General features: G+C 64.5%; 8 protein-coding genes and 1 pseudogene. 7 read left to right on the plus strand and 2 right to left on the minus strand.

Translation table 11 applies throughout. The features are described from left to right. The first annotated feature begins 339 nt into the window (after window positions 1–339). Together GRI48_RS13555 and GRI48_RS13560 are read left to right on the plus strand one after the other, a co-directional pair. Window positions 340–1,056, plus strand: a pseudogene (locus GRI48_RS13555) (IS6 family transposase). A 237-nt stretch (window positions 1,057–1,293) separates the two neighbouring features. Continuing rightward, entirely contained in the window at window positions 1,294–2,256 is a 963-nt protein-coding gene (locus tag GRI48_RS13560) for a beta-propeller domain-containing protein (RefSeq protein ID WP_160677419.1), read from the plus strand. A gap of 9 nt (window positions 2,257–2,265) precedes the next feature. On the opposite strand, the gene GRI48_RS13565 is transcribed toward GRI48_RS13560, so the two are convergent. After that, window positions 2,266–4,143 carry a beta-galactosidase gene (locus GRI48_RS13565; protein ID WP_160677422.1) on the minus strand — a complete coding sequence of 626 codons (1,878 nt, stop codon included), beginning with the start codon at window positions 4,141–4,143 and terminating at the stop codon, window positions 2,266–2,268. A 145-nt stretch (window positions 4,144–4,288) separates the two neighbouring features. On the opposite strand from GRI48_RS13565, the gene GRI48_RS13570 reads away from it, so the two are divergent. Genes GRI48_RS13570 through galK form a run of 4 tightly spaced genes read left to right on the plus strand, consistent with a single transcriptional unit; the run spans window position 4,289 to window position 9,917 of the window. Next, entirely contained in the window at window positions 4,289–5,779 is a 1,491-nt protein-coding gene (locus tag GRI48_RS13570) for a sodium:solute symporter family transporter (RefSeq protein WP_160677425.1), read from the plus strand. Between the two features lie 3 nt (window positions 5,780–5,782). Beyond that, complete coding sequence (locus tag GRI48_RS13575; protein ID WP_160677428.1) at window positions 5,783–7,891, plus strand: alpha-galactosidase; 2,109 nt, start codon at window positions 5,783–5,785, stop codon at window positions 7,889–7,891. Beyond that, entirely contained in the window at window positions 7,888–8,883 is a 996-nt protein-coding gene (locus tag GRI48_RS13580; RefSeq protein WP_337190841.1) for a UDP-glucose--hexose-1-phosphate uridylyltransferase, read from the plus strand. The genes GRI48_RS13575 and GRI48_RS13580 overlap by 4 nt, the downstream gene beginning before the upstream one ends. Next, on the plus strand, window positions 8,883–9,917 hold the full coding sequence (gene galK, locus GRI48_RS13585) for a galactokinase (RefSeq protein WP_160677434.1): 1,035 nt from the start codon (window positions 8,883–8,885) through the stop codon (window positions 9,915–9,917). Before GRI48_RS13580 ends, galK begins: the two co-directional genes overlap by 1 nt. 13 nt (window positions 9,918–9,930) lie before the next feature. On the opposite strand, the gene GRI48_RS13590 is transcribed toward galK, so the two are convergent. Beyond that, complete coding sequence (locus tag GRI48_RS13590) at window positions 9,931–11,793, minus strand: alpha/beta fold hydrolase (protein ID WP_160677437.1); 1,863 nt, start codon at window positions 11,791–11,793, stop codon at window positions 9,931–9,933. A 170-nt stretch (window positions 11,794–11,963) separates the two neighbouring features. On the opposite strand from GRI48_RS13590, the gene GRI48_RS13595 reads away from it, so the two are divergent. Beyond that, window positions 11,964–16,988: a beta strand repeat-containing protein gene (locus GRI48_RS13595; protein WP_160677439.1), complete on the plus strand. Its 5,025-nt coding sequence runs from the start codon at window positions 11,964–11,966 to the stop codon at window positions 16,986–16,988. The last annotated feature ends 122 nt before the right edge of the window (window positions 16,989–17,110 follow it).

Genomic DNA, 17,110 nt, shown 5'->3' on the forward strand with positions numbered 1-17,110 from the left:
TTCAGGCCGCCCAGCAGGGCGACAACAACCGCCGGAACTCTAACTTAACCGGTGGACCACCCTAATGGGGCAGGTCAGCGTCGTGCCAAGGGCTCTCTAACTTTTGCAGGGCTGGTTGCTTTGCGATCCGCAGAACTCTTCGCTTTGGTCATTGAGTTGATCCCTGTCCTGATACCAACCCGCTTGAAATTGGATGCGTTAAACACGCGACGTTTGCGCACCTCGCAAAAATACGTCGGCGTAAGTCCACTACTCAGTCATTTGCGGAAGGGCAAATTTGATGTTGTCAGACTAAATTCACCGAGTTGAAAGCCAGTGCCAATTGGGTAGGCAGGGCACATGCCCAGACCCAAGAAACAAGCTAGTCCCTTTCGCTATTTCAACTCATCGCCTGAGGTTATTCGCTTGGTTGTGATGATGTACGTGCGCTTTCCGCTGAGCCTGCGGAATGTCAAAGACCTGCTGGCCGAACGCGGGATCGACATCTGTCACGAGACGGTTCGGATCTGGTGGAACAGATTTGGCCCTATGTTTGCAGCAGACATCAAGCGCCAGCGCATCAGTCGGATGCGCGGTTTCCGAAACTGGCGCTGGCATGTCGATGAGGTCTTCGTGCAGATCAACGGCGAAACCCATTACCTTTGGCGGGCGGTCGATCACGAAGGTGAGATCTTGGAAAGCTATGTCACCAAGAAACGCGACAAATCTGCGACCTTGCGGTTCTTCAAGAAGACCTTGAAACGCCACGGCAAGGTCGAAGCGATCGTCACAGATGGCCTGAGATCATACCCCGCAGCGATGCGCGATCTGGGAATTGACGATCGCCGCAAGATGGGCCGTTGGCTCAACAATCGGGTTGAGAATTCGCACTTGCCGTTCCGACGAAGAGAGCGCGCCATGCAACGATTTCGGCAGATGAAGTCGTTACAGAAGTTCGCCTCAGTTCATGCCAACGTCCACAACCACTTCAACTAAGACCGCCATCTCACCGATAGACAGACTTACAAAGCAAGCCGCTCAGCCGCCCTGGCTGAGTGGCAAAACCTCATGGCCTGAACCAACGTGTGGAAAGGGCAAGCTCTGCCAAGTGGAGAGCAGTTAGCGTTAGACTGACAGCACCGCCACTTGCATCCCCGAACAAACTTCCTCCGCGCCGGCCTGCGAAGCTCCCACGTGCCGGCCCGGTTTTGCTGCATCCACGCATCTATGGTATGCCTCTCGTGCCGGGTTGCGACTGAAGCGGGATGGACAGCATCCTGCCAGCGGGGCAATCCAATGAAACACCTTCAGAAAATGGGCGCATTGATTTGCGTCACCGTATCGACTTTGGCGCTGGCCGCGCCGCCGCCGGACAAAGGCGGCGGGGGCAAGGGTGGCGGAAACGGCGGAACCGATCCGACTGCGACATTCCAGCCGGAATTCGGAGGCGTCAGGATCGGGGGACGCAACAAGACCGACCAGTTCATTCTCAAGAACCGCGACGGATCAATCGAGGTGGTCGCGCACGAAGCGCCTTCAATCCAGGCGATCGACTTGTCTCCGGACTCTGCCGCCCTGATCGCCTACTTCAACGACAACGCGATCTACCTGCAATCGTGGTCGGCCGACCCCACATTCACGGTGTCGAGCGTCGATCTCGCCTATGCCAATCCCAGGGGGCTGGGTCCGCCTTCGTTCTCGCCCGATGGCAAGCGCATGGCCTTCCTGGAAATTGCCGAGAACAACAAGGTGGTCGTGTCGGTTTGCGAGATCAACCCGGTCGATCGCGATTGCGCGACCGTCTCCTCCGATAGCGTCTTCACGCAATGGAAGCTCAACTACGTTCACTTCCATCCCGACAGCAACAACCACGTGGTCATCTCGGCGAAGGAAATCGGCGTCGTGGACGACCGGGTCTACGTGCATGAATTGGGGAGCGGTTCTGCCCCATCCGGCCCCCTCAATCACGAGGTCACGGGCTTCGACGATGTCGGCCCGTCGCACGGAAGCAGCCCGCCCCTGCTGGTAACAAATACCGCCGGTGTGCCACGGTTCTTCAGCCTCGAGGATGGCAGCGAGCAATTCCGGAGCTTTTCCGGCGTCGGCTACGGATATCGCTTCAACTGCAGCAGCGACGCAGTGCTCTACCTCGAAACGGGTAGCGGCGGACCGACGCTCTCGGTTGCGCAACTCGACGGCGCGAGCGAGAAACTTGGCGGGAAGGGCTGGAATATAAACCGCGGGCACGACTGGATCCACAAGACCGATTGCCCCTGAACAGCCACGTCAGGCCGTTGCGCTGACCGACACCCCGCCGGCCAGGTATTCGAATTCGAAAGTGAGACGCTCGCAGGTTCTGCGGCGACGTCCTTCGGGCAGCAGGTCGACGGGCAAGCCCGCGTCAGCAGCGGCGCGGCCGACGATCGTTTGGATGAGCTGACCTTCCGGCCAGGCGGCGCAATAGCGCACCCGCCCGTTGCGCCAGCAGGCAATCGTGCCGTCGTCGCAAACCAGTTCGGCCTCCGCATCGCCTTCCAGCCGTTCGAGCCAGCGCGTCACGTTCCAACCTGCGCCGTTGTGAAAAAGGCCGGGCCGGAGCGTCTCGCTCAAGACCACGCGCCCGCCGACCAGATCGGCCAAGGGGCCGGGTGGCAGGCCCTCCGGTATGGCGAAATCCGCGTCGCGGCTGCCCGAGCGCGGGCCGATGATGACCTGCGAGGCCGAGCTTGCCAGGCGATCGGCCAGATCGTCAGGCACGATCGGCAGGCACGGGACCACGATCAGGCGATAGCCGTCGAGCGGCGCGTCGGGCGCGAGGATGTCGACATTGAGGCCCTGTCTGCGCAGCGCCTCATAACTGCGGAATGCCGCCCACAGGGCCGAGCAGCCTTCGCCCTGCGGCTGGATCTGCGTCATCCATTCGGCCGGATAGGAAAAGACGATGGCCGCGTGCTTCACGCCCGGACCCGGTTCGGCCCATGCATCGAGTTCCGTGGCGACCTGCTCGACCTCGGCGAACGCCGGTGCAGACGCGTCGTCCGGGCGCAGCAGGCCGGCATGCATCTGTTCCTGTGCCTTGGGAAACTGGCGCCAGCGGAAGTAGCTGACCAACTCCGCGCCATGAGCCAATGCCTCGAGCGTCCACAAGCGGACCATCCCGGGCAGGGGGGCCGGGTTGTGCCGCGCCCAGTTCACCGGACCCGGCTGCTGTTCGAGGACCGACCAGCGACCTTCCGCGCCGCGTCCGGCCGCGCAGCCGCGATAAAGGTCGTGGTGGAAAGCGGCGATGTCCGGGTGCCCGCTACGCGCAAAGGCGAGTTTTTCCTCGTCCGAGAAGCGGAACATCTCGAGGAAGCCGAGCGGATAGCTGTCCCACCCCAGCACGTCGAGATCTGCGGCAAGGTCGTGATGGTCGTAGCCGGTGTAGAACCCCATTGCATTGTGCATGATGTCGCGTCCCGGCGACAGCGCGCGCAGTATGTCCACTTGCACCCTGTTGAATCGCACCACCTGGTCGGAGGAGAAACGCCGGAAGGCGAGCCAATGCGCCGGGTTCGCTTCGGTCACGGTCAGGTTCGGCAACTCGATCTCTTCGAACGAGCGCGCCTCCATCGACCAGAAGACATTGCCCCATGCTTCGTTAAGCGCATCGATCGAGCCGTAGCGCTCGGCGAGCCACGACCGGAACGCATCGCGCGCCGCGGTCGAGAAACTCTGGACCGTGTCGTGGCAGCCGTATTCGTTGTCGGTCTGCCAGCCGACCACGCCTTTGTGCCTGCCATAGCGATCGGCCACGGCGCGGGTGATCCGCGCCGCTTCCTCGCGATAGCCGTCGTGACTGAAGCAATAATGCCGCCGCGAACCGAAGCCGCGCGGCCTGCCCTGCGCATCGAGCGCGATCATGTCCGGCATCCGGTCGACGAGCCACTTGGGCGGTGTGGCGGTAGGTGTGCCGAGAATGATGCCGAGGCCTGCCTCGTGCAGCTTATCGATCGCTTGGTCGAGCCAGTCCCAGTCGAACCTGCCGGGTTCCGGCTCGATCCTGCTCCAGGCGAATTCGCCGATCCGCACGCGCGAGAGACCGAGCTCGGCCATCCGCTTGGCATCGCGGGGCCACATGTGCTGCGGCCAGTGCTCCGGATAATAACAGACCCCAAGCCGCATCGTCGAAGATCCTCCCTCTCGAAGCGCCGCAATCCTTGCAAAACCTTTGCCCGTCAATCGCAACTATCGACAAGGCGGAACGCGCGGCACACTCGCCAAGCCCGTTTGGCGGCGATATGGCGCTTGCGGAGAGAGGGGAGCTGCGATGGAGAATACCGGCGCCATCGGGAGTGCGTTGCAGATCGGGGTCTTCGCCGGGCTGACCGCGCTGGTCGGCCTGCTGACCTGGTGGAAAGTCCGCAAGGCAAAGCACGACGGTAGCGAGCAGGACGTCTATCTCGCGGGGAAGGGCCTCAGCTGGCTATTTGTGGCCGGGGCGATCACGCTCACCAACCTCTCGACCGATCAGCTGGTCGGCATGAACGGCAACCAGATGCTGTTGCTCGCATGGTGGGAGATTGCCGGGTTCGTGGGACTGATGGCAATCGCGTTCGTTTTCGTGCCGGTCTACTATCGCTACAATTGCACGACGGTGACCGAGTTGCTCGAGCGGCGCTATGACGGACGTTCGATCCGCACGCTGATCTCGGCCATTTTCATTGCCGGCAATTTGCTGATCTACCTGCCGGCGGCGCTTTATTCGGGGGGACTGTTCCTGCAGTCGCTGTTCGGTGACGCCGTTCCGCTGATGGTCTTCGCCATTACGCTGGCGCTGATCGGCGCGGCCTACACCATCTTCGGCGGCCTGCGGGCCGTCGCGGTAATGGACACCTTCGCCGGGATCGGAATCCTGTTCCTCGCGCTGGTGATCGTCTTCCTCGCGCTCGCGGCGGTCGACTTCGACATCGTGACCGGCGTGCCGCCCGAACGGCTGAGCATGGTCGGCGCGGCGGACAGCCCGATCCCGTTCCACACGCTGTTCACGGGCATGGCCTTCATCCAGATCTTTTACTGGTCGACCAACCAGAACATCACGCAAAAGGCGATGGCCGCGCCGACCGTGCGCGAGGCACAGAAGGGCGTCTTCGCCGCAGCCGCAGTCCGCATCCTGATCGTCCCGCCGATCGTCGTGATACCGGGCGTAGTCGCCTACAAGCTGTTCGGCGACATCGGCGACGTGGCCTATGGCAGGCTCGTCGCAGAGGTGTTGCCCGGTTGGCTCTCGGGGGCCTTCGCAGCGATGGTGGCTGCCGCCGTCATCACCACATTCAGCGCCGTGCTCAATTCCACGATCGCGCTCTATTCCGTCGATTTCCACGAACGCTATGTCGGCCATGTCACCAACCACTGGCGGCTGGCGGCAGTCATGTCGGCACTTGTGACGGTCGTCGCGATCGCGATGGTGCCGGTGTTCCAGAATGCGGAGAGCATCATCAACCTGCTGCAGCAGTTGAATGGCCTGTCCTCCATGCCGATCCTGTCCGCGTTCATTGCGGCGCTGCTGTTCCGCAACGTCGCTGCCACTTCTGCGATCGTGGGAGTGGTGTGGGGCGTTGCGCTCTACGGTGCGTACACCTTCTGGTTCGAACCCTCCGGCTTGATCGCGATGCATTACATCGATTTCATGGTCATAACGCTGGTGACATCGGTGCTGGCGGCGCTCGGCTTCAACCGGCTGGTGCTGGGCCGGCGGGCCGAGTTCATCGGCCTTGCGCTGTTTCGCGGCGACGAGGCGATGCGGCCGGCAGCGGACTGACCCATGAAGGCTGCGCCGCTCATCCAGTTGCACGGCGAGGAATGGAGCCTCGTCCTCGAACGGCGCGACGGTCGACAACCCGTCTGGCGGCATTTCGGACCGCGGGTCGATCCGGGAGATCTGCCCAGGCTCGAGGACCTTCGTGCGCCCGCACATTTCTCGCTGCAGGGCGATTTCGCGATGCCACTATTCCCGGTGGCTGCAGAAGGCTGGTTCGGTCCGCCAGCGCTCGAGGCCGTCGGCGAGGACGGCCGGGCAATCACCCTCGATTTCGACGAAACGGCAGTTGCACATGACGGCAACGCGCTCGAGATAGAGCTGCTTGACGGGTCTGCGGGGATCGCGGTCGCCATCGCCTTTCGTCCGACCGGTGGCGGCGGACTGCAGGCGCAGACCCGGATCGAGAACCGGTCCGGAGCGCCGCTGACGCTGATCCGCCTCGCGAGCCTGGTCTTTCCGCTCGCTAGCGGCATGCGCGAGATCGTGTCGTTCCGCGGCGTGTACGGCGCGGAGTTCGCCGAGTGCCGCGAGGCGATGCCGGAGCACGCCTGGATACGCGAGACGCGGCGCGGCCTGCCCGGCCATGGCGGGCCATGCGGATGCTATGTCATGGGAGAGGCCACCGGCTGGCATTCGGGCTTCGCGGTGGCGTTACAGCTCGCTTGGTCGGGCGATGCGCGGCTGGCGATCGAGCGCGATGACGAGGGGTTCTGGACCTGTGCGGCAGAAGCCGCAATGCAGCCGGGCGAACTGGTGCTCGGACCGGGCGCAAGCCTGGCCGCTCCGCCGGTGCTTCTCGCCCTTTCCACTGCCGGTCGTAACGGAGCAATGGCCCAGATGCACGGTGCCGTGCGAGAGCGGATCGACTGGCCAGGGGGATCGGCAAATCCGCGCCCGGTGCATCTCAACAGCTGGGAAGCGTGCTATTTCGCGCATGACCGAAGGCGCATCGTCGAACTGGCGCAGGCCGCCGCCGACATCGGCGCGGAACGCTTCGTGCTCGATGATGGCTGGTTCAAGGGGCGTAACGACGATCGGGCGGCCCTGGGCGACTGGAACGCGGACCCGGAAAAATATCCCGAAGGCCTTGCACCGCTGGCCGAGGAGATCCGGGCCATGGGCCTGGGCTTCGGCGTGTGGGTCGAGCCGGAAATGGTCAATCCGGACAGCGATCTCCATCGCGCGCAACCCGACTGGGCTCTCTCGCTGGAGGGCAGGGCCAGTCCCACGGCGCGCAACCAGCTGGTGCTGGACATGCGCCGAGCGGAAGTGCGCGACTACCTGTTCGACCGGATCGACGCGTTGCTGCGTGAAATACCGATCGAATATCTCAAGTGGGACCACAACCGCGAGCACATGCCCACGGGCGGCGCGGAGCAGGTCCGGGGAATTTACGCACTGCTCGACCGGCTGAGGCTGGCGCATCCCGGGGTCGAGATCGAAAGCTGCGCGGCGGGCGGCGGCAGGATCGATGCGGGAATCGCGGCCTACGTCCATCGCTTCTGGACCAGTGACAATCTCGATGCCGTGGCGCGCGTTTCGATCCAGCGCGGGTTTCTCGCCTTCATGCCGCCGGAACTGATGGGCACGCACGTCGGTGCACGTCCCGCCCACTCGACCGGACGATCGCAGCCGCTGAATTTCCGCGCTGCCATCGCCTGCCAGGGTCACTTCGGGATCGAGCTCGATCCGCGCAGCCTGTCTACGGGCGATCGCGACGAGCTTCGCCGGTGGGTCGGCTTCTACAAGCGCTGGCGTCCGGTGATCCATGGCGGTCGCTCATGGCTGGGCGAGGGCGGCGACGGAATCGTGTGGCAGGCCCAGGGCAACGAACGCGAATTGCTCTTGTGGGTCGTGCGCCGCGATCACGGGTCAGATCGGCGCGCGCAACCGCTTCGCCTGCCCTTCGCCGACGGTGGTCACTGGTCGGTGCGACTTCTGCGCCATGCCGGGACGACGACCATGATGACGCCGCGGCCCGGCGCGGCAATCGCCGCCATGCGCGAGGAACCAGCCGTGTTTACCGGCAGCTGGCTGGCTCACAACGGCTTGCCGGTGCCCTCGCTCTCCGCCGAAAGCGCCTTGATCTATCATCTGGAGAAAGCGTCGTGAGTCTCGATCCGCCCCATCGCCGCAAGAACCTGCTGACCGGCGAATGGGTGCTGGTCAGCCCCCAGCGCATGAACCGGCCCTGGCAGGGGGAGCGAAAGAGCACGGCTGCGGCCGCAAGGGCATCGCACGATCCGGATTGCTACCTGTGTCCGGGAAATCTGCGGTCCGGGGGACAGCACAATCCCGCCTACGACGCGGTTTTCACGTTCGCGAACGACTTTCCGGCGCTGGAAGCGCGTGAAACTTCCCCGGTCGAGCCCGGCGGGTTCTTCCAGGAAATGCCCGCACGGGGCGAGGCGCGGGTGATCTGCTATTCGCCCGACCATTCCGCGACGCTTGCCGGGATGGAGGATCCCCAGCGCCGTGCCGTGATCGAGGAGTGGTGTCGGCTCTCCGCTGAACTCGGCGCGCGCTGGGACCACGTGCAGATCTTCGAGAACAAGGGCGCGATGATGGGCGCTTCCTCTCCGCATCCGCACGGGCAGGTCTGGGCGAGCGATTACGTGCCGACGCTGGTCGAGCGGGAGGACGCCTGCCAGCGCAAGGCCGACGGCTCGCTGCTCGCAAATGTCATCGCGGCCGAGGACGAGGCGAGCGAACGCATCGTCGCGAGCAATGCTCACTGGCAGGCAGTGGTCCCGCACTGGGCGGCCTGGCCCTTCGAAGTGCTGCTGATCGCGCGGGATGATGTACGCCGTCTCGAAGAGCTTACCTACGATGCGCGCGATGCCCTTGCCGCCATCCTGGGCCGCGTGCTGACCGCCTATGACAGGCTGTTCCTCACCGACTTTCCCTATTCGATGGGCTGGCACGGGGCGCCCCATGCGCTCGGCGAAGACTGCGCACACTGGCGGTTGCACGCCCATTTCTACCCGCCGCTGCTGCGATCGGCCGAAATCCGCAAGCACATGGTGGGCTTCGAACTGCTGGCGGAAACCCAGCGCGACCTGACGCCCGAGGCGGCCGCCGAGCGCTTGCGGAGATTGATGTGATGCTTGCTTCCGACCGGGCGCGGGAAGCGTTCCGGGCTCAATTCGGTGCCGAAGCCGAAGGCCTGGTCTTCGCACCCGGGCGGGTCAATTTGATCGGCGAACACGTCGACTACAATGACGGGCTGGTGCTCCCGATGCCGCTGACGCAGGGCACATGGGTTGCCTGGGGGCCGGGCGCGGTGGGCAACGGCGTGGAGGTTCATGCCGCCGATCTCGATGAAACCGACAGCTCCCTTCTCGCAGATGCAGGCCCCGGTATTGCCGGGAGCTGGCAGTCCTACGTGCGCGGCATGATCGAGCTGTGGCCGTCATCGACCGCACCGCTTCGGCTGGCGATCGCGGGGGATCTGCCGCGCGGATGTGGCCTTTCATCTTCCGCATCGCTGTGCATCGCGGTGGGCAGGGCGCTCGAAAGCGCCAGCGGCACAAGGCTCGATGCCGAAACCATGGCGCGCCTCGCGCAGCGCGTGGAGCACGAGTTTGCCGGTGTCGCCTGCGGAATCATGGACCAGATGGCAATCGCGGCGGGCAAGCCCGATCACGCGCTGTTCCTCGATTGCCGGGATCTCGGCTATCGCCACATCCGCTTTCCCGATGCTTGGACGTTTCGGATCGTCCAGTCCGGCGTGACGCGCGGTCTTGTTGACGGCGAATACAACGCCCGCCGCCAGCAGTGCGAACAGGCTTGCGAGAAGCTGGGTGTGGCGAGCCTGCGCGACGTGAACCCGGAGCAGTTTTCCGCGGCCAGCCTGCCGGAACCGGCGGCATCGCGCGCCCGCCACGTCGTGAGCGAGATCGAACGCACGCGCCAGGCTGCCGAGGCGCTCGATCGCGGTGACATCGCCAGCTTCGGAGCATTGCTGAATGCAAGCCATGCTTCGCTGCGGGACGACTTCGAAGTGAGTCACCCGGTGGTCGACGCGATCGTCGAACGACTGCAAAAGGAAATCGGCGAAGGTGGCGGGGCGCGCATGACCGGCGCGGGATTTGGCGGGGCCGTCGTCGCAGTACATCGGCGGGACGAGGCCACCTGAGCGGTCGCGCCGATCAATCGTCGCGCCGACAGGCCTCGAGTGCTTCGACGATCAGCCCGGGTTCGGCATAGGCGAGCAGTCGCCCGCCGTGCGGCACCATATCGACCGAGGCATCGGGCAAAAGCGCGCTCCAGTAGTCGAGCATGTCCTGCGGATCGCTGAAAGTGTCGTGACCGCTGATCAGCACCTTCCAGCCGTGGCTGTCGGGTCGGTAGGCATCGGTGGGCCGGGTCGCGAAATAGGTCTGCTCGCGCACGTAACCCTGCAGCTTGCCCGCGCCGAACGGCCGCAATGCGCGATAGTAATCGTCGACGACTTCGGGGTTGTCGAGCAGCGCCAGGTCGGGCGGACTTTGCTGCATCGACCGGCGCATCATGTTCTCGGCAGTCCTGCGGTTTAGCTGGCGCGCGAGGAAATGGCCCGCCGTCGCGATCAGCCACGGATTCCTGAGGTAGAATTCCTTGAACGCCCCGATCGGTCCGACCCGGTGGTCGTCGCGCTTGCTCGGCGCGTCGGGATTGACCAGCACCACCGAGCCGACACGCTCCGGAAACAGCGCCCCGAACGCGAGTACCGCCTGTGCGCCGCCGCGAGCAATGATGTCGAGCCTGTCGATCCGCAGCGCGTCCATGACGGTCGCCATGTCACGCGCAGCCGGGCCGAAGGGATCTTGCGACAGCGCCGGATCGGACACCGCTTCGATCTCGGTCAGCCCATATCCCGGCCGGTCGATCGTGATCGGCCGGTAACCGCGCTCGGCCAGTTCCCTCACCAGGCCGCGCGGCGGATGGCGTGCAGTCATCGACGAATGCACGATGAGGACGGGCCGGCCACCGCGCGGGCCGTAATCGGAGATGGCGATGCGCGAGCCGTCGCGCCGCGAAATGAATCGTAGCGGATCGATCGTCCGGTCGGCCCAGCTCACTCTTCCGCCGCTCGCGCCGGCCATGACATGCATTCCGTAGGCGGCGGAGATACGTCGCGACAGGTCGGCTGCGGATTCCGCCGCCGTGTTCGCGAAGACGATTTCCGTTTCCTTCTTCACCGTCGCTTCGGAAATGCTGAGTGCATGCGCGGTGGTGCGGCGGCTCAGCCCCTGGGCCAGCAGCGCCGCGACTGCCGCCTGGCGGGGAGTGAGGCCCCAGAGGTCCATCAGGACGGCTTCCCGGTCGCGACTGGCCGGATCGATCCCCATGGAAAGCAGCGAAATGGTCTGCACCAGCCCGGGGAAGTTGCGTGCGCCGGCCTTTGCAGTGGCCGAGGAAATGGCCTGCCGCATCGTGTCGTGCGAGATCCCGGCGTGCTCGGCAGCCTCCTTCATGGTCGGCACCATCAGTGCCGAGACGACCGCGCGGGTTTCGAGCGCCGTCATGGCGTAGGCTTGGCACGCCCATACGATCGCGTTTGAATCAGCTTCCGATTGCGCGACGAAGATCACCCGTTCGCCTTGTGGTTCGTCGAGAACGTCCGCAGGTATGCCCGGCAGGTCCCACCCTTCGGCATCGGCCAGGGCGACATAGGCGACAACCGCCGGCCAACGATCAGCTTCGGTTGCATGGAGGCGCGACTTGCCGGTCAGGGCCACGTATTCCGCCAGTTCCCAGTCGATCGCCTCTCGCAAGGCCTGGGTGACTCCTTCGCTCTCGAACCGAGTCCCCCGCTTGCCGACGTCCAGCACCGCGATCGCCATCGCGACCCGGTCGACGATCGCGGACGGGGTGAAATCGTGCTGCAGGACCTCGTCGTGGAAACGTGCGGCGAATCCGTCGGGATCGCGGTCAAGCTCGGCGAGGATGCGGTCGTAATCGATCAGCCATTCGCGCAGGCGTTCCTCGTCATCCTGCGCCGGCAAGGCGTCTCGATTGTTCGCGACCATGCCATGACCTATTCCGCCTCAATTGAGAAGAAAACCCCGAAACTTAATGAAAAACCGAAAAATCTTCACAAATGGGGATGCCGCAATTCGATCCCGGATGCTGTCAGTCAAGCAGTGTCACGAGCCGGTCCCGACGGGCCGTCTTGAATTTCTTGTACTCAGGGGGTCTCATGCAGTTTTCCAGCTTTTCCATCGGCAAGCGTTCGGCGCGTTTCCTTACCGGCACCGCGATGTCGGTCCTTGCTGCGCCAGCCGTGCTTGCAGCGCCGATCGTCGTGTTCGACGATGGCGATATCGTCGTCGATGAGGCGAGCGCGAGCGGCGATCCGACGGCCGTCGTGGTCGAATCGCAGACCGGTGCCGTGTCGGTATCCGTCGGTACGGTGACCAGCACGTCGACGGCCGGTCAGATCGGAGACGCGATCGTCGTTTCCTCCACTTCCGGACCGGTCGACGTGGCGTTCGATACGGTGACGGTTTCGGGCGACGGGGAAGTGCGAGCGCTGAACATCGACAGCGTGGAAGGCGACATCTCGATTTCCGTCGGCACGGTCACGGTCGACACACCCGGCGGTGCCGGCGTCTTCGCCACTACGGACACCGGCGATGTCTCGATCACAGCGGACAACGTCGAGGTCAACTCGCAAACCTGGATCGACTCCGGGGAGATATTTCCCGAAGGCATCGTCGCGGTATCCAATCAGGGCAGCGTGACCATCGAAGCCGGTAATGCCAGCACCACGGGGCAGTACGGATCGGCGATAATTGCCGTGTCGGGTACGTCCACCTCGGTGACCGTCGATACCGCCACAGGCACCTCCGGTCAGACCACAATGCTCTACATCAACGCGGGGACGACCGCGACCCTGGACGCGAATACCATTACTTCCGGACCCGGTGGCTACGCTGCGTATATTTTGGCCGGTGAATCTGCGAGCGTGAACGTCGATGAGGTTATTTCCGGCGGGCGGGGTATCTACGCCGACTCGGCGGGTTCGATCGCGATCGAAGTCGGCGACATGGAGGCCGTGCAGGGCATCCTCGCAAGCGGTGGCTATGACGCCGAAACGGCAGTCTCACTCACCGGCGCTGTCAACACGAGCCTCTCTTCGGTAGATGCAAATGGCGGATCGGTTGCGGTCGAAGTCGCCGAGGGTGCTGTCGTTTCTTCGTCAGGCGGCCCGGCCACGATCCTGGCTAACGCGGTGAACGGCACTGCGACCGTCACCAACGCGGGCCAGATCAACGCTTCGGGTACGACCGCCAGCGGTATCCAGGTGCAGGCGACCGGCGATATCGTCATCGACAGTGCGCTGGTCGTGCTGGAATCCGATGAATTCCAGGGCTCCATCTACCCTACCGCGGGCATCAGCGCGCAGTCGATCGGCGGCGGCAACGTCACGATCAATGCTGCCGAAACGCTGGTCACGGCTCCCGACCGTGACGGCGTCGCGGCCACGGCGGTCGGTGATGGCAACATCGATATCACGGTCGGCACCGTCTCCAACTCGGGCGACGATCGCGTCTCGCTCCGCGGGGCAGCCGAAAACGGCAACGTCACCCTCACCGGGACCGATGTCTCGGCGAGCGGCAATGCCGGCGTCGGTGCATATGGCATAAGCCAGAACGGCAACGTCACCATCGCGGTCGATACGGTCACTTCGACCGGAACCGGCTACGTCAACGGCCACACGGCCGACGGCGTATTCGCAAATGCGGTCAACGGTTTCGCCGATGTCACCGTCGGTACCGCGAGCGTCGCGGGCTACGCCGCGAGCGCGATCGTCGCGCTGGGCGGAGCGGGCGCGTCGGTAGTTGCCGATAGCGTGGTGAATACAGGTGATTACGGCGCCACGGTATACGCCTACAGCTCGGGCGACGTGTCGGTCGACGTGGGATCGACCCTGCTGGGCGGAGCGGATGCAGCCGCGATCAATGCGATCAGCGAGACCGGCAATGTCGACGTGGTTTCCGGCACGATCGCTCTGGATGAAAACGGCGTCCGGGCGAGCGGCATCTACGCGGTCGGTGCCGGAGATGTGTCGGTCACTTCCGGATCCGTATCGCTCGACGAATACGGGATCTTCGCGAGCTCGACGGGCGGAAACAATGTCTCGATCGTCAGCGACACGGTGGAAATCACCGATCCAGCCGGCATCTTCGCCATCAGGGGGCGCTCGAACAGCAACGGCAGCGTCTCGATCGCGAGCAACAGCATCACGAGCGCGCAGCAGGCCGGTTACGTCCTGTCTTCCTTCGGGCAGTTCGGCACGGCATCGATCACCACCGGCTCGATCACGGCTACCGGTACCGATGCGATCGGCGTCTATGTGAACACGCAGGGCGGCATTTCGGTCGACGTGGACGGCGCGATCGATACCCAGTCGCGCGGCCTGTACCTCTTCTCCGGCGAGGGGATGAGCGAGGCCACGGTGACGGGAAGTGTCTCGTCGGCGAATTCCTCGGCCATCCTCCAGGTCGGCGCCGTGTCGCAGACCACCGTGGCAGAGGGCGCCGAACTGACGGGCGCGCTCACCGGCGTCGTGCAGACGGGCTGGACGCAGGGCGGCAGCGCCTGGGTTCTGAACTCCGGTACGATCACCGGCGGCCTCGCCGGCGTCGCAGTGACTGCGCTGGGCGAAACTCTCGAAAATCCGGACGGAGCTATCGCCCCGGCGCCCGATGCCTACATCTTCAACAACGGGACGATCATCGGCACCGACGGGCTGGCGATCTACACCCGGGGCGGCAGCGATATCGTCGAACTGACGGAGAACTCCGTGGTCGAAGGTCTCATCGACCTTGGCGACGGATACGACTCGCTCGAACTGGGCTTCAACGACGACGTCACGGAAGGCGTCGGCGAGGTCGCGCAGACGGTCAATGTCGAGCGGCTGAACCTGTCGAGCGGCACCTGGATCGCGCAGACCGGAAACTCGGCCTACGACAACGTCCTGATCGACGATGGCTCGCGCCTGGTCGTTCGCCAGGTCGATGGCTACACCGCGATCGAGACCCCGAACGTGCTGGTCGACGGCACGCTCGAACTCGATTTCGACACCGACACCGATCCGGGCGAACTGACCGGCCTGTCGATCGAAGGGGCCGGCGCTGTCGTCCTGTCGGGCGAGGCCATCGTGCTGTTCGACGACACTTCCGGCCTCACCTACACCGGTGGCACCTATGTCGAGAACGGCACGCTGCTGCTGACCGACGAGTACGGCTACAACGTGTACACGTCGGGCGACGGTACCTTCCAGCTGGGCGACGGCGACACGGCCGGCGACTTCACCGGCTCGCTCGTCAACGACGGAACCTTCGTCTTCGCTCGCAGCGACGACTATACCTTCAGCGGCGATTTCAGCGGGACGGGTTCGTTCGAGAAGCTGGGCGAGGGCCGGATACTGTTCGACGGTCTGTATGCCTTCGACGGCCTGACCACGATCTATGCAGGCTCGGTCGCGCTGTCCGGCGCGCTCGCAGCGGACACGCAGCTGCAGGTTTCGGGCGGTGTGTTCGACCTGTCCTCGGTCCAGGGCGGAGCGCAGACGATTGCCTCGCTCAGCGGCACGGGTGGCACGCTGATCCTGGGCGACATCAGCCTGACGGTCGATCAGACCGGCACGACCAGCTACTTCGGTGATATTACCGGCTCGGGCGAGTTCATCGTCGAGGGTACGGGCGACCTGAAGCTCGAAGGAGACATCTCCTTCACCGGCGATGCGATCATCAACGGCGGCACCCTGTCGGTGAACGGCTCGATGACCGAAGCCGACTTCTTCGTGAACACCGGCGGTACGCTCGGCGGGAACGGCGAAGTCGGACCGGTGGTGGTCGATGGCGGCACGATCGGTGCCGGCAATTCGATCGGCACGCTGACCGTCGTCGGCGACCTTACGCTCTCTGCGGCCTCGATCTTCGAGATCGAAGTCAACGCGGCGGGCGAAGCGGACCTCGTGAATGTCACAGGGACCGCCACGCTGGGCGGAGCCACCGCTTCGATCCTGGCGGAAGAGGGCGCTTACGCGCCGTTCACCGAATACACGGTGCTGACCGCGGGAAGCGTGGTGGGTACCTTCGGCGACATCACGACGAACTACGCGTTCCTGACGCCGCAGTTCGCCTACGATGCGACGGAAGTCTCGCTGGTCCTGCGCCGCAACGATATCGCCTTCTCGGATTTCGGCGCGACCGGCAACCAGTCGGCGGTGGGTGGCCTGATCGAGGACCTGGCGGTGGGCAGCGTACTCTACAACGAGGCGCTCCTGCTGACGGCAGCCGAAGTTTCGCCAGCCTTCGAGACGCTCACGGGTGAAGCCTACCCGGCCTATCTGGGCGCCATGGTCGAAACCGCGGAAATGCTGCGGGACCAGCTGCGTCCGGCACCAGCCGAAGGCGTCTTCGCCTGGGGCAACGGTCTGCTCGGCAAGGTCGACGGTTCCGGCAGCGGCTACCGCGATGCGGAATTGTCGTCGAAGGGTGTCGCAGGCGGCCTCGGCTACGGAAATGGCCCGCTTCAGGCTTCGATCGGGCTCGGCAAGGTCTGGCACGATGCCGACGACCTGGGCGTCTCGGACGCGCAAACCACCGTCCTGTCGGCCCGCGTCGGCTACGGCCAGGCGCTCGGTTTCTCCGGCGAAGTCGGTATCCAGAAGGGGTGGAGCGATGCGAATATCGCTCGCACCACCTCGCTCGGCTCCATTTCCGAGAACCTGGCTGGCGAAATCGACGGCGACTATCTGCAGGTGTTCGGCGAGGCCGGTTACCTGTTCGGTAGCGAGACCGCGGCCTTCGGTCCCTATGTCGGCCTGAGCACGGTGAACCTCGATGCGGACGACCTGACCGAAACCGGCGGCGTCACCGCGCTCGACATCTCCGATCTCGACCGCACGGTCACCTTCGGCCGGATCGGCGGCAAGTTCGACGCCCGGATGGCCGGTGGCCTGACGCTGGGCGGCAACGCTGCTTACCGCCGTGCCTGGGGCGACCGGGAGAACGCCGCGAGCATCGCCTTTGCCGACAATGGCAGCGACGTGCTGATCGGTGCCCTGCCGATCGACAAGAGCGCATGGGAACTGGGTGCGAGCATCGGTTACCGTTCGGGCCGCCTTGCACTCGAGGCGGGCTATGCTGGCACTTTCTCCGACAGCTACGACAGCCATGGTGGCCGTCTGAGCCTGTCGATCGGCTTCTGAAGCTTGAACAGCGTCCGGCGGGCAGCGGGATCATCTCGCGGTCCGCCGGAACACGATGCGACCCGAAGGGCCTGATCGCAGCAGGCTCCTCCAACTGAAAGGCCCCGGAGAACATCCGGGGC

The sequence above is a fragment of the Qipengyuania oceanensis genome, from assembly GCF_009827535.1.
GTDB lineage: Bacteria > Pseudomonadota > Alphaproteobacteria > Sphingomonadales > Sphingomonadaceae > Qipengyuania_C > Qipengyuania_C oceanensis.

Bases quoted from the DNA above. Each gene is read 5' to 3' on its own strand.
- galK (WP_160677434.1), top strand. From the start codon at position 8,883: ATGCTTGCTTCCGACCGGGCGCGGGAAGCGTTCCGGGCTCAATTCGGT.
- GRI48_RS13595 (WP_160677439.1), top strand. From the start codon at position 11,964: ATGCAGTTTTCCAGCTTTTCCATCGGCAAGCGTTCGGCGCGTTTCCTT.
- GRI48_RS13560 (WP_160677419.1), top strand. From the start codon at position 1,294: ATGGGCGCATTGATTTGCGTCACCGTATCGACTTTGGCGCTGGCCGCG.
- GRI48_RS13565 (WP_160677422.1), bottom strand. From the start codon at position 4,143: ATGCGGCTTGGGGTCTGTTATTATCCGGAGCACTGGCCGCAGCACATG.
- GRI48_RS13590 (WP_160677437.1), bottom strand. From the start codon at position 11,793: ATGGTCGCGAACAATCGAGACGCCTTGCCGGCGCAGGATGACGAGGAA.
- GRI48_RS13575 (WP_160677428.1), top strand. From the start codon at position 5,783: ATGAAGGCTGCGCCGCTCATCCAGTTGCACGGCGAGGAATGGAGCCTC.
- GRI48_RS13570 (WP_160677425.1), top strand. From the start codon at position 4,289: ATGGAGAATACCGGCGCCATCGGGAGTGCGTTGCAGATCGGGGTCTTC.